Source organism: Lacinutrix undariae, assembly GCF_052934785.1.
Genome location: NZ_CM128809.1, coordinates 2,457,840 through 2,471,572, shown reverse-complemented (window position 1 = coordinate 2,471,572; position 13,733 = coordinate 2,457,840). Strand labels below are relative to the sequence as shown.

The following is a 13,733-nucleotide window of genomic DNA, read 5'->3' as shown; positions in this document are numbered from 1 at the left end:
TAACATATCTTTGTGCGACAAATTTAATACTTAATAATGCAATTTCTTGTTTACATATTAATTTATCCGTTTTTATGGTTAATATCAATTTTACCTTTTAGGTTATTATATGCATTTTCTGATGGCGTATATGTATTGATTTATCATATTATTGGATACCGAAAAAAAACAGTCGCTTACAATCTTAATCTTGTATTTCCTGAGAAATCCGAAAAAGAAATTAAGCGTATCACCAAAGCATTTTACCATCATTTATGTGATATGATTTTAGAATCTATAAAATCAATGACCATCACTGAGGCTGAAATGAAAAAACGTTTTACTTTTAGCAATGTCGAACTTATAAATGATCTTGAAAAGCAAAACAAAAGTGTCGCATTAATGTGTGCGCATTACGGAAGTTGGGAATGGATTTTTATCTTACAATCTTACGTAGAAGCTAAAGGATATGCGGTATACAAACGTTTAGCAAATAAGCATTTTGATAAATTAGTAAGACGCATTAGAGCGAAATACAACAGTTATTTAATTACTACAAAAGAAACTGTACCAACACTAATTAAAGCCAAAAGAGCTGGAGAATTAACTATTAACGGTTTTGTATCCGATCAATCCCCTAAAGTAGGAAAAGCTTTCCATTGGAATGAATTTATGGGCATAAAAGTTCCTGTACATACCGGTGCCGAAATGCTAGCTAAAAAATTAGATATGGCTGTGGTGTTTTTTAGAGTGAAGCGTTTAAAGCGTGGATTTTATGAAACAACTTTTGAGACTATAGCTGTTAATCCTAAAGAATTTGATAATTACGAAATCACAGATATCTTCTTAAAACTTGTAGAAAAGCAAATTTATGAAGCTCCAGAATACTATTTATGGACACACAAACGTTGGAAACATAAAGATAAAGTGCCTAAAGATTTTCAATAGGCACTTTACTTAAAACTTTTTTATAATTCAAACCAAGCATCAACAGGGGTTTCCTTAATGGTGCTTTGTTGGTTATGTACAAATTCGTTATTTGTTTTATTATATGTATAATCGTTTGCCCAATCGGTATGATGTTCAGCAAGCGCTTTAATACTTTCACAAACGTATTCTACTTCTTTTGTAGTGGTTGTTGGGTGAATAGACATTCTAATCCAACCTGGTTTTCTCGTTAATTCTCCAATGGTAATTTCGTTGGTTAACTCGTGAGAAGTAGCATAATCTACATGTAGTAAAAAGTGTCCGTAAGTTCCGGCACAACTACAACCTCCACGTGTTTGAATTCCGTATTTATCATTCAATAATTTTACCCCTAAATTATAGTGTAAACTATCTATATAGAATGAAAACACTCCCAAACGATCTTGATGCTGACCTGCAAGAATATTAATGTTTGAGACGTCGCCTAATTCCTTAAATATAATTTCAGAAATCTCGTGCTCACGTTTCAGCATATTATCAACACCCATTTGTTCTTTCAACTTAATAGAAAGTGCTGTTTTTATAGTTTGAAGAAAGCCTGGTGTTCCACCATCTTCTCTGTCTTCTATATTATCAATATATTTATGTTCTCCCCAAGGGTTGGTCCAACTTACGGTTCCTCCTCCCGGACAATCGGGAATCATATTTTTATATAATTTCTTATTAAAAACTAAAACTCCAGAAGTTCCTGGTCCTCCTAAAAATTTATGAGGTGAAAAGAATACCGCATCTAAAGCTTCGTCTTCATTTTCTGGATGCATATTTATAGCGACATAAGGTGCTGAACATGCAAAATCTACAAAACAAACACCACCATTAGCGTGCATTAATTTAGCGATTTCATGATAAGGGGTTTCAATTCCTGTAACATTTGATCCTGCAACAACTGAAGCAATTTTAAGTGTACAATCTTCATATTTAGCTAGTAATTCTTTAAGGTTTTCTAAACTAAATAAGCCATCTTCTCCTGGTGGTACCACTTCTACTTTTGCAATAGTTTCTAACCAAGAAGTATGATTAGAGTGATGTTCCATATGCGAAATAAAAACTACTGGCTTTAATGCTTCTGGGACAACAGTATGTGCTTTAAGATTTTCAGGAACTTTTAATCCTAAAATACGTTGAAACTTATTAATAGCTTCGGTCATTCCGCTTCCACAAACCAACAATACATCGTCAGCATTAGTGTTAACGTGGTCTTTAATAATATGTTTTGCTTTATGGTACGCTTTAGTCATTGCAGTTCCAGATACCGTAGTTTCTGTATGTGTATTAGCAACGTATGGTCCAAATTCATTACATAACTTTTCTTCTATTGGGCGGTATAAACGTCCTGAAGCTGTCCAGTCTGTATAAATTATTTTTTTAACACCATAAGGCGATTCAAATTCTTGATCAATCCCTACAATGTGTTGTCTGTATTGTTGAAAATATTTTTCTAATTCTGTCATAATCTTATCTATCTCTTAGCAAGCAATTAAATATTTGCTACATCTTTAATTTCAGCAATAATTTTATCGGCTAAAGTATCGGTTTCATTTTGAGAAGGTGCTTCAGTATATACTCTAATTATTGGTTCGGTATTACTTTTACGTAAGTGCACCCAACTATTTGAGAAGTCAATTTTCACACCATCAATAGTCGTTAAGGTTTCATGACTATATTTTGCTTCCATAGCTTTTAAAACAGCATCAACATCTAATTCTGGTGTTAAAGCTATTTTCTTCTTACTCATATAATAAATAGGATAAGAGGCTTTTAATTCGCTTACAGATTGTTGTTTTTCAGCTAAAAGACTTAAAAATAAAGCAACTCCTACTAACGCATCTCTTCCGTAGTGAGATTCTGGATAAATAATACCTCCATTACCTTCTCCACCAATTATAGCGTTGTTCTTTTTCATTAAGTCAACCACATTTACTTCTCCAACAGCACTTGCTTGGTAAGTTCCTCCATGTTTTTCGGTAACATCACGTAAAGCTCTTGTTGAACTCATATTACTTACCGTATTTCCTGGAGTTTTACCTAATACATAATCTGCACAAGCTACTAGTGTGTATTCTTCTCCAAACATCTCTCCTGCTTCATCCATAAAAGCTAAACGATCTACATCTGGATCTACTACAATTCCAAAATGAGCGCGCTCTTTTACAACAGCTTCAGATAAATCTGTTAAGTGTTCTTTTAAAGGTTCTGGATTATGAGGAAATTCTCCGTTAGGTTCGCAATATAATTTTACAGCTTCAACACCTAAACGATCTAATAATAGAGGAATTGCAATTCCTCCTGTTGAATTTACACCATCAACAACTACTTTAAATTTCGCTTTTTCAATAGCTTCCACATTTACTAAGTCCATATCTAAAACCTCATCAATATGAATATCTATATAAGCGTCATTTTTGGTGATTTTCCCTAAATCATCAACCTCAGCAAAAGTCATACTATCCGTTTCAGCAATTTCTAATATTTTAGCGCCTTCTGCACCGTTTAAAAATTCACCTTTTGCATTTAATAATTTTAAAGCATTCCATTGTTTTGGATTATGACTTGCTGTTAAAATAATTCCTCCATCGGCATGCTCCATTGGTACTGCTATTTCTACAGTTGGTGTGGTAGACAAGCCTAAATCAATAACATCTATTCCTAATCCTACAAGCGTATGCATTACAAGATTTTGTATCATTTCTCCCGAAATTCTAGCATCTCTTCCTACTACAACTCTGTAATCACTTTTATTACGTTGTTGTTTTAACCAAGTTCCATAAGCCGAAGCAAATTTCACCGCATCAATAGGTGTTAAATTCTCGCCAACAATTCCTCCAATGGTTCCGCGTATTCCTGAAATAGATTTTATAAGTGTCATGGTTTTTTTTATTTTTAACAAATATAGTATTTCAAACTTGTAATTCTAAAGTCCTTATTCGTAATTTACACCTATGAACTTTTTAGCACACATTTACCTCTCTCAAGAGGACCCAAATATTACTATTGGAAACTTTATTGCCGATGGTATAAGAGGAAAAGATTACAAATCTTACCCAAAAGATATTCAAATCGGTATTTTACTACATCGCCATATTGATACTTTTACTGATGCGCACCCTATTGTACGCCAAAGCACCAAACGTTTACATGAAAATTACAGCCATTATAGTGGAGTGATTGTAGATATTCTTTACGATCATTTTCTAGCAAAAAACTGGAGCGATTATTCAAATACGCCATTACCAGAATATGTGGATAATTTTTATAAGTTATTACAAGACAATATCAAAATTCTACCTGAGCGCATCCAACGTATGATGCCACATTTAATTACAGATAACTGGTTACTTAGTTATGCTGAAATTGATGGTATTCAACGTGTTTTAGATGGCATGAATAAACGTACAAAAAACAGATCAGGGATGCATACTGCGACTAATGAATTAAGAGCATTTTATACTGAATTTGAAACCGAATTTACCAGTTTTTTTAAAGAACTCATTATTTTTACTGCTGAAAAGCGCATTGAAATCACAAAATCACTTCTAGAAGAATGAAACATTTATCTCTAATCGCACTCTTATTTTTAAGTATAGTTGCTTGTAAAAACACCCCTACAAAAACAGAAGAACCAACAAAAGAAACGATTCCTAATACAGCAAAAAACGCGATGATTGTTTCAGCACGAGCAGAAGCATCGGCAATTGGTGTTTCAATTTTAAAACAAGGTGGAAATGCTTTTGATGCAATGATGGCTACTGAAATGGCACTTGCTGTCACGTATCCATATGCCGGAAATTTAGGCGGCGGTGGTTTTATGGTATACCGATTAGCCAATGGAGATCATGGTGCGTTAGATTATAGAGAAAAAGCACCTGCTGCAGCTACAAAAGACATGTATTTAGATACTGATAATAATATAATTCCTCACAAAAGTACCGTTGGCGCTTATGCCGTTGGAATTCCGGGAACAATTGCCGGAGTTTTTGAAGCGCATAAAAAATTTGGAAGTTTACCTGTATCACAGATTTTAAAACCCGTAATTGAATTAGCTACCAACGGTTATGTAGTGACCAAAAAACAAAGTTTAAAGTTTAACCAATATGATAGTATTTTTAAAGCCGTTAACAGAAAAGCTATTCTATATTCAAAAGATTTACAAGCGGGAGATACTATAAAAAACCTGCAATTAGCAACTACCTTAAAACGAATTTCTAAAAACGGAAAAGATGAATTCTACAAAGGAGAAACAGCACAAAAATTAATTAGCTTTTTAAATGCTAAAGGCGGAATAATTACAGCAGAAGACTTAGCGCAATATCAAGCCATTTGGAGAACACCTGTAACGTTTCAATATAAAGATTTAAAAGTCATTTCTATGTCACCGCCGTCAAGTGGTGGTTTGTGTTTAGCGCAAATTATGAAAATGATTGAACCTTTTGATTTAAAAAACTACGGACATAATTCTTTAAAAACAATCCAGGTAATTACCGAAGCTGAACGTCGCGCTTACGCCGATAGAAGTCATTTTTTAGGAGATCCTGATTTTGTTAAAATCCCTACCAAACATTTACTAAGTGATAGCTATTTAGCAGAACGTATGAGTGATTTCTCTTTTGAAATGGCTACACCATCATCTTCAGTTTCTCATGGAAATATTTTGGGTAATGAAAGTGACGAAACCACACATTATTCTATCGTAGATGCTTTTGGAAATGCTATTGCCGTAACCACAACGCTTAACGGTGCTTATGGTTCTAAATTATTTGTGAATGAACTTGGTTTTTTTCTTAATAACGAAATGGACGATTTTAGTAGTAAACCTGGAGTACCAAACTCTTATGGTTTAATCGGGTCGGAAGCCAATAGTATTGCACCTCAAAAACGCATGCTAAGTTCAATGACCCCAACAATTGTTGAAAAAGATGGCGAATTACGTATGGTTGTAGGAACTCCAGGAGGATCAACAATTATTACTTCAGTATTACAAACCATTTTAAATGTTGAAGAATTTAATATGAATATGCAAGAAGCGGTTGATGCTTCACGTTTTCATCACCAATGGTTACCTGACGAAATTAGAATGGAACCTCAAGGTTTTTCTGAAACGATTACCACACAATTACAAGAAAAAGGGTATTCTACCAACTTAACCCGATCACCTATTATAGGAAAAGTAGACGCTATTTTAATACAAGAAAACGGACAACTTCAAGGTGGTGCCGATCGTCGTGGTGATGATGCCGCTATTGGATATTAACCGAATGTTTATATAATTATGAGAAAAAAAATCACCCCAAAACGTATTCTAAAAATTGTAGTTGGAATATTTGTGTTTTTCACCTTACCTGCATTACTCCTTTTTGGTTATGTGTATTACAAACATCATGAAGAATTACCTATAGGTTCGCAACCAGAACAGGCCGATATTTTAGCACATAAAATGCTAGAAACATTAAATTATGACGCCTATAAAAATGCCAATTATATAGAATGGACCTTTAAGAAAAAACGCCATTATAAATGGAATAAAGCCGAAAACACTTGTGCTGTATACTGGAAAAACTACACTGTAAATTTAGATTTTAACACTCCAAGTAATAATAACGTACTCGTAAGTAAAGTGCTCGCTTCCGCGGAAGCGTCAACCAAACTTATTACCGAAGCTAAAGCCTATTTCACTGAAGATGTATTTTGGCTTGTAGCGCCATATACCATATTTAACGAAGGTACAAACAGACAACTCGTAACAAAAAACAACGCAAATTCTTTATTAGTGACTTACAAAAATAAGGACGCATATTTATGGGAACTTAATAATGATTTTTCTCCTAAAGGTTTTAAAATGTTTAATAATAAACTTCCTATTGATGGCGTGTTTATGACTTGGACAGATTGGACAACTGTAAACGATGTAGAGTTACCAAAGTTTCATAACTTCTTGTATTTTGGAATGGAAATTACAGATATAATTGTGAAATAAATGTTAACAATCTAGAAGTAGAAAATAACATCTAAATTACTCAATAACAATTACTTAAATCGTTATAATTTTTAGTTATTAAACTATATTATTAACTCATTAGGGAATGTGCATTTTTCAACACTAAATCTGTACCTTTGTTTTTTGCAATCTTATGAGTGAATTTAAAGAATTTATAGAGGTACAAGGTGCGAGAGTACACAACCTTAAAAATATAGATGTTATCATACCACGTGAAAAACTTGTAGTTATCACAGGACTTTCAGGAAGTGGAAAATCATCATTAGCTTTCGATACTATTTATGCCGAAGGACAGCGTCGTTATATCGAAACATTTTCGGCATACGCGCGTCAGTTTTTGGGAGGTTTAGAACGTCCTGATGTTGATAAAATTGATGGGCTTTCGCCTGTTATTGCTATTGAACAAAAAACAACTAGCAAATCGCCACGTTCTACAGTTGGTACTATTACAGAAATTTACGATTTTTTAAGACTTCTTTTTGCTCGTGCTAGTGATGCTTACAGTTATAATACTGGAGAAAAAATGGTGAGTTATAGTGACGAGCAAATAAAACAACTTATCACCGAAACCTATAACGGAAAACGCATAAACATTTTAGCGCCTGTAATTAAATCTAGAAAAGGACATTACAGAGAACTTTTTGAGCAAATTGCAAAACAAGGTTTTGTAAAAGTACGTGCTGATGGTGAAATTAAAGACCTTGTAAAAGGGATGAAATTAGACCGTTACAAAATGCACGATATTGAGATTGTAATTGACCGTCTTAAAATTGATAACACCGCAGATAACGATAAACGTCTTACCGAAACTATAAATACAGCAATGTATCATGGTGATGATGTTTTAATGATATTGGACCAAGACACTAACGAAGCACGCTATTTTAGTCGTAATTTAATGTGTCCGTCTTCAGGGATTTCATACCCTAATCCAGAGCCAAATAATTTTTCATTTAACTCACCAAAAGGTGCTTGTGCAAAGTGTAACGGAATTGGTGAGTTGTATCAAATAAATGAAGCTAAAATTATTCCAGATGAAAATCTGTCTATAAAAGCAGGAGCATTTGCACCACATGGTCCACAAAAAAATACATGGATTTTTAAACAGTTTGAAACTATAGCACAACGTTATAATTTTGAACTTACAGATGCGTATAAAGATATTCCGGAAGCCGCAAAACAAGTATTACTTTATGGAGGAAATGAGAAGTTTTCTGTTGAAAGTAAAACACTAGGTGTTACCCGCGATTATAAAATAGATTTTGAAGGCGTTGCAAATTTTATTGAAAGCCAATATGAAAATGCAGAAACAACAACCTTAAAACGTTGGGCAAAAGATTATATGGATAAGGTAGCTTGTAGCGAATGTGAAGGTAGCCGACTCCGTAAAGAATCATTATATTTTAAAGTAAACGGACTTAATATTGCTGAATTAGCTAATAAAGATATTGTTGATCTTGTAGCTTGGTTTAAAGATGTGCCAAAGCATTTATCTGAAAAGCAATTTAAAATTTCAGAAGAAATCATAAAAGAAATCAGTTCTCGTTCACAATTTTTATTGGATGTAGGCCTCGATTATTTATCTATAAACAGAAGTTCAAAATCATTATCAGGTGGAGAAGCACAACGTATAAGATTGGCAACACAAATTGGTTCGCAACTTGTAGGTGTACTTTATATACTTGATGAACCTAGTATTGGATTGCATCAACGTGATAACGAAAAACTGATAAACTCTTTAGTCGCTTTACGTGACGTTGGAAACTCGGTTATTGTTGTTGAGCATGATAAAGATATGATTGAACGTGCCGATTATGTGATTGATATTGGCCCAAAAGCAGGAAAATACGGTGGAGAAATTATTAGTATTGGTACACCTGCGGAATTAAAAACGCACAATACCATTACTGCACAATATATAAATGGAGAAAGAGCTATTGAAGTTCCAAAAGAACGTAGAAAAGGAAATGGCAAAAAAATCACCTTAAAAGGTTGTACTGGAAATAACCTGAAAAATGTATCTGTAAGTTTTCCGTTAGGAAAAATGATTGGTGTTACAGGTGTTTCGGGAAGTGGGAAATCGACATTAATAAACGAAACCCTCTACCCTATTATGAACGCCCATTATTTTAATGGTGTAAAAAAACCAATGCCTTATAAAAGTATAACTGGTTTGGAACATATTGATAAAGTTATTGATATTAACCAATCACCAATTGGAAGAACACCACGAAGTAATCCAGCAACTTACACCGGAACATTTAGTGAAATACGTAGTTTATTTGCCAAAATACCAGAAGCTTTAATACGTGGTTATAAACCAGGACGTTTTAGTTTTAATGTAAAAGGCGGACGTTGTGAAACTTGTCAAGGTGGTGGTTTACGTGTTATTGAGATGAATTTCCTTCCAGATGTTTATGTGGAATGTGAAACTTGTCATGGAAAACGTTTTAACCGTGAAACTTTAGAAATTAGATACAAAGGAAAAAGTATTAGTGATGTTTTAGATATGACTATTGCTGATGCAGTAGACTTTTTTGAGCATATTCCTAAGATTCATAAAAAGCTAAAAACTATTAACGATGTTGGTTTAGGTTATATTACACTTGGGCAACAAAGTACCACACTTTCTGGAGGAGAAGCGCAACGTATTAAATTGGCTAGCGAACTTAGTAAACGCGATACCGGAAACACCTTTTATATTCTAGATGAACCTACAACAGGATTACATTTTGAAGATATAAGAGTTTTAATGCAAGTGCTAAATAAATTGGCCGATAAAGGAAATACAGTGTTAATTATTGAACACAATATGGATGTTATTAAAATGATGGACCATATTATTGATGTAGGTTATGAAGGCGGAAAAGGCGGAGGAGAAATTATTGTAGAAGGAACTCCTGAAGCTATTAGTAAACATAAAAAAAGTTATACGGCTAAGTTTTTAAAACAAGAATTGAAATAATTAATAACCTTAACGTGATATTATGGTATTAAAAAAAGAACTAAATTAGCAAGTCCGTAAAAAGACAGAATTACAATAAAAACGAAAACAAAAATTAATTATAAAGCACTAGTTTTTTATACTAGTCACTAATTATTTAATATTAAAAATATGAGCGAACAACATCACAAACGTTGGAATGAAGTAAAAACAAATGATTCTTGGGCAATTTTCAAGATCATGGGAGAATTCGTAAACGGATACGAAAAATTAAGTAAGATAGGACCTTGTGTATCTATTTTTGGATCAGCAAGAACACAACCAGATCATAAATATTACAAATTAGCCGAAAGTGTAGCTAGTAAAATTGTAGAGCACGGATACGGTGTAATTACAGGTGGTGGACCAGGAATTATGGAAGCTGGTAATAAAGGAGCACATATTGCTGGAGGAACATCAGTAGGATTAAATATTGAATTGCCTTTTGAGCAACATGACAACCCATATATTGATTCGGATAAGAGTTTAGATTTTGACTACTTTTTTGTAAGAAAAGTAATGTTTGTAAAATACTCTCAAGGTTTTGTAGTAATGCCTGGAGGTTTTGGAACTTTAGATGAACTTTTTGAAGCGATTACTTTAATTCAAACTAATAAAATTGAAAAATTCCCTATTATCCTTGTCGGAAAAGATTTTTGGAGCGGATTAATGGATTGGGTAAAAGCAACATTATTAGATAAATTTGGAAATATTAGCGCTAAAGATTTAGATTTAATTCACCTTGTTGATACTGCAGATGAGGTTATTGAAATCTTAGATGTATTCTATAAGGAATCTAACTTGAGTCCTAATTTCTAGAAAAACTCAAAATAATATCATAAACAACAAGAAATTGCGTTATTAATATATCGTAGTTCCTTGTTGTTATTTTTTCAACCTTTAATTTGTCACTGCTCTACAGATAACCCTTTAAAGTTAAATTAGCCTTTTGAAAATACGTTTACTCATAATTATACTTTGTTTTATAAACCTATCGGTTGTAAGTCAAAATAAAATTGAATTAAAGGCCAACTTTGATGTGCCAAATAAAAGTATTTCAATTACAGAATATATTGTTTACAAAAACACATCAAAAGATACTTTAAATACCATATATCTTAATGATTGGAACAATAGTTATTCTACAAAAAACACACCATTAGCAAAACGTTTTACTGAAGAATTTAACACTAAATTTCACTTTGCTAAAAATGAAGAACGCGGTTATACCGTAATCACTTCAATTACCCAAAAAGACACACAACAGCTACATTACAACCATCTAAAAGAGCAACCAGATGTTGTAAAAGTGCATTTAAAAACACCTATTGCGCCTAATGCAAGTTATCAAATTACACTTAACTATAAGGTAGTGGTTCCTGATGATACTTTTACAAGCTACGGAATTTCGGATAATGAAAATTTCAACTTAAAATATTGGTACATTACTCCTGCCGTTTATGATGGTGAATGGCAATATTATAGCAATAAAAACCTTGGAGATTTGTATGTTCCTAATTCAGATTTACTTTTTGAAATAGAACATCCTCGAAACTACAAACTGTTTTCAGAATTAAATATTATAAACACCACGCAAACGGACAGTACACAAACGTCAATTCTATCTGGTAAAAACAGGATTAATGGTAATATTACACTAACTAAAAAACCAAATTATACTTACGTAAAAACAGATAATTTCACCGTAATTAGTGATATTGAAAGTAAGGAATTACAACCTCACGAAACAGCATTAATTACAGATAAGATTACAACATTTATTACTAAAAATTTAGGGGAATATCCGCATGAGCAACTTATGCTGTCTAATTTAGAGTATAAGAAAGATCCCTTATATGGATTAAACCAACTACCAGATTTTATAAGACCTTTCCCAGATCATTTTCAATATGAATTGAAACTTTTAAAAACAGCTTTAAACAGGTATTTAGAAAACACACTACTTACCAATCCAAGAAAAGATTATTGGTTAAAAGATGGTTTACAAATCTATTTTTTAATAAAATACATTGAAGAAAATTACCCAGACATGAAACTCCTTGGCTCTTTTGCTAATATTTGGGGTGTACGTTCTTTTCATGCATCAGATTTAAAATTTAACGAACAATACACGTTATTTTATATGCAAATGGTGCGTACTAATAAAGACCAACCTTTAACAACATCAAAAGATTCATTATTAAAATTCAATTCTAATATCGCAGGAAAATATAAAGCCGGTGTTGGACTAAAATATCTAGATGATTATATGGATTCTGATGTTTTAGAGAAGACTATATTAACGTATTTAAAGCAATCTAAATTACAACAAGCATCGTCCTTAGATTTTAAAACACTTTTAAAACAACAGAGTAACAAAGATATCGATTGGTTTTTTGAAGATTACCTAAACACGAGGAAAAAAATTGACTTCAAAATAAAAAATGTAAAAAAGACCGAAGACTCTATAACGCTTACCATAAAAAATAAACGTGATAATAATATGCCAGTATCGTTATTCACACTACGTAACGACACTATTGTATCTAAACAATGGATTACAAATATTACTGGTCAAAAAACAATAACTATCCCTAAAAATAATGCTAACAAGTTAGTATTAAACTACGATAATACGATTCCTGAAATCAACCTGAGAGATAATTGGAAATCCCTAAAAGGCATTTTTTTTAACAATAAACCTTTACAGTTTAGACTTTTTAAAGACCTTGAAGACCCAAATTACAATCAAGTTTTTATAATGCCGTTAATGGAGTATCAAAACATTTATGATGGGTTAAATATTGGTGCATCGATTTATAATAAAACCTTACTCCGAAAAAAATTAAATTATCGTTTCAAGCCACAATACTCAACACGATCACAAACATTAACAGGATCTGCATCTGTATTTTACACGCATAATTTAGAAAATAGTAATTTATACAATATTACTTATGGGATTGCAACTGGTTACGAATCGTTTGCAAAAAATGCTTTTGTTACCTCAATAACACCAAGTATTTCATTCTCTTTTAGAGATGATCATAATTTAAGATCCAATAGACTAGATAATTTAAACATAAGATATTTAGATATTTCTAGAGATCAATTAGAATCTGATATCGTATTAACCGAAGAACCAGATTATGGGGTTTTTAACATCAGATACGTAAAATCAAACCCTGGTTTAGTAAACTATTCTAAATGGTATTCTGATTTTCAACTTTCTAAAAACTTTGGAAAAGTAGCCGTTAATTATGAATACAGAAAACTATCAGAAAGTAATCGTCAATTTAATTTCAGATTCTTTGCTGGTACATTTTTATACAATCATAACGATATAAACTCAAACTATTTTAGTTTCGCTTTAGATCGCCCTACAGATTACCTTTTTGACTATAATTACTTAGGAAGATCGGAAGCTACAGGGATTTTTAGTCAGCAAATTATTATTGCAGAAGGCGGATTTAAATCTAAATTAGATACCCCATACGCAAACCAATGGATGACTACCATTAACACAAGTACTACACTTTGGAGATACATTGAAGCTTATGGTGATCTAGGAATTGTAAAAAACAAACTTGAAACCCCTGCAGTAGTTTATGATTCTGGAGTACGACTAAATTTAGTGACCGATTATTTTGAAGTATTCTTTCCGGTATATTCTAATTTAGGTTGGGAAATAGGACAAAAAGGTTATGATGAAAAAATAAGATTTAAATTCACAATAGACCCAGAAGTGCTTTTAGGGCTATTCAGACGAAAATGGTATTAACACATTCCTAA

General features: G+C 32.5%; 9 protein-coding genes. 7 read left to right on the top strand and 2 right to left on the bottom strand.

All coding sequences use genetic code 11. The features are described 5' to 3' along the window. The first annotated feature begins 36 nt into the window (after nt 1-36). Nucleotides 37-927 (top strand): lysophospholipid acyltransferase family protein, encoded by an 891-nt coding sequence (locus tag ACU4C5_RS11075; protein WP_446844278.1) that lies wholly within the window; start codon nt 37-39, stop codon nt 925-927. A gap of 20 nt (nt 928-947) precedes the next feature. Here the strand turns inward: ACU4C5_RS11075 and ACU4C5_RS11070 are convergent, their stop codons facing one another. Together ACU4C5_RS11070 and glmM are read right to left on the bottom strand one after the other, a co-directional pair. After that, nucleotides 948-2,417 (bottom strand): aminotransferase class V-fold PLP-dependent enzyme, encoded by a 1,470-nt coding sequence (locus ACU4C5_RS11070; RefSeq protein WP_446844277.1) that lies wholly within the window; start codon nt 2,415-2,417, stop codon nt 948-950. Nucleotides 2,418-2,443: 26 nt separating this feature from the next. Further along, nucleotides 2,444-3,832 carry a phosphoglucosamine mutase gene (gene glmM / locus ACU4C5_RS11065; protein ID WP_446844276.1) on the bottom strand — a complete coding sequence of 463 codons (1,389 nt, stop codon included), beginning with the start codon at nt 3,830-3,832 and terminating at the stop codon, nt 2,444-2,446. Nucleotides 3,833-3,905: 73 nt separating this feature from the next. Here glmM and ACU4C5_RS11060 point away from each other — a divergent pair, with 73 nt between their 5' ends. The 6 genes from ACU4C5_RS11060 (at nt 3,906) to ACU4C5_RS11035 (ending at nt 13,722) form a co-directional block, all read left to right on the top strand. Beyond that, on the top strand, nt 3,906-4,511 hold the full coding sequence (locus tag ACU4C5_RS11060; RefSeq protein ID WP_446844275.1) for an acyl carrier protein phosphodiesterase: 606 nt from the start codon (nt 3,906-3,908) through the stop codon (nt 4,509-4,511). Then, nucleotides 4,508-6,214, top strand: coding sequence for a gamma-glutamyltransferase (ggt, locus tag ACU4C5_RS11055; RefSeq protein WP_446844274.1), 1,707 nt, complete (start codon nt 4,508-4,510; stop codon nt 6,212-6,214). Before ACU4C5_RS11060 ends, ggt begins: the two co-directional genes overlap by 4 nt. 18 nt (nt 6,215-6,232) lie before the next feature. After that, the gene (locus tag ACU4C5_RS11050) at nt 6,233-6,937 is read left to right on the top strand and encodes a hypothetical protein (RefSeq protein ID WP_446844273.1); all 705 of its coding nucleotides are present in this window, start codon (nt 6,233-6,235) and stop codon (nt 6,935-6,937) included. A 154-nt stretch (nt 6,938-7,091) separates the two neighbouring features. Beyond that, nucleotides 7,092-9,923, top strand: a complete 2,832-nt coding sequence (uvrA, locus tag ACU4C5_RS11045) for an excinuclease ABC subunit UvrA (RefSeq protein ID WP_446844272.1) — start codon at nt 7,092-7,094, stop codon at nt 9,921-9,923. Nucleotides 9,924-10,073: 150 nt separating this feature from the next. Next, nucleotides 10,074-10,760 (top strand): LOG family protein, encoded by a 687-nt coding sequence (locus tag ACU4C5_RS11040; RefSeq protein WP_446844271.1) that lies wholly within the window; start codon nt 10,074-10,076, stop codon nt 10,758-10,760. Nucleotides 10,761-10,890: 130 nt separating this feature from the next. Next, on the top strand, nt 10,891-13,722 hold the full coding sequence (locus tag ACU4C5_RS11035; protein WP_446844270.1) for a gluzincin family metallopeptidase: 2,832 nt from the start codon (nt 10,891-10,893) through the stop codon (nt 13,720-13,722). The last annotated feature ends 11 nt before the right edge of the window (nt 13,723-13,733 follow it).

Excerpts from the sequence above, each read along its gene's own strand:
- ACU4C5_RS11075 (WP_446844278.1), top strand. The coding sequence starts at position 37 with ATGCAATTTCTTGTTTACATATTAATTTATCCGTTTTTATGGTTAATA.
- ACU4C5_RS11070 (WP_446844277.1), bottom strand. The coding sequence starts at position 2,417 with ATGACAGAATTAGAAAAATATTTTCAACAATACAGACAACACATTGTA.
- glmM (WP_446844276.1), bottom strand. The coding sequence starts at position 3,832 with ATGACACTTATAAAATCTATTTCAGGAATACGCGGAACCATTGGAGGA.
- ACU4C5_RS11060 (WP_446844275.1), top strand. The coding sequence starts at position 3,906 with ATGAACTTTTTAGCACACATTTACCTCTCTCAAGAGGACCCAAATATT.
- ggt (WP_446844274.1), top strand. The coding sequence starts at position 4,508 with ATGAAACATTTATCTCTAATCGCACTCTTATTTTTAAGTATAGTTGCT.
- ACU4C5_RS11050 (WP_446844273.1), top strand. The coding sequence starts at position 6,233 with ATGAGAAAAAAAATCACCCCAAAACGTATTCTAAAAATTGTAGTTGGA.
- uvrA (WP_446844272.1), top strand. The coding sequence starts at position 7,092 with ATGAGTGAATTTAAAGAATTTATAGAGGTACAAGGTGCGAGAGTACAC.
- ACU4C5_RS11040 (WP_446844271.1), top strand. The coding sequence starts at position 10,074 with ATGAGCGAACAACATCACAAACGTTGGAATGAAGTAAAAACAAATGAT.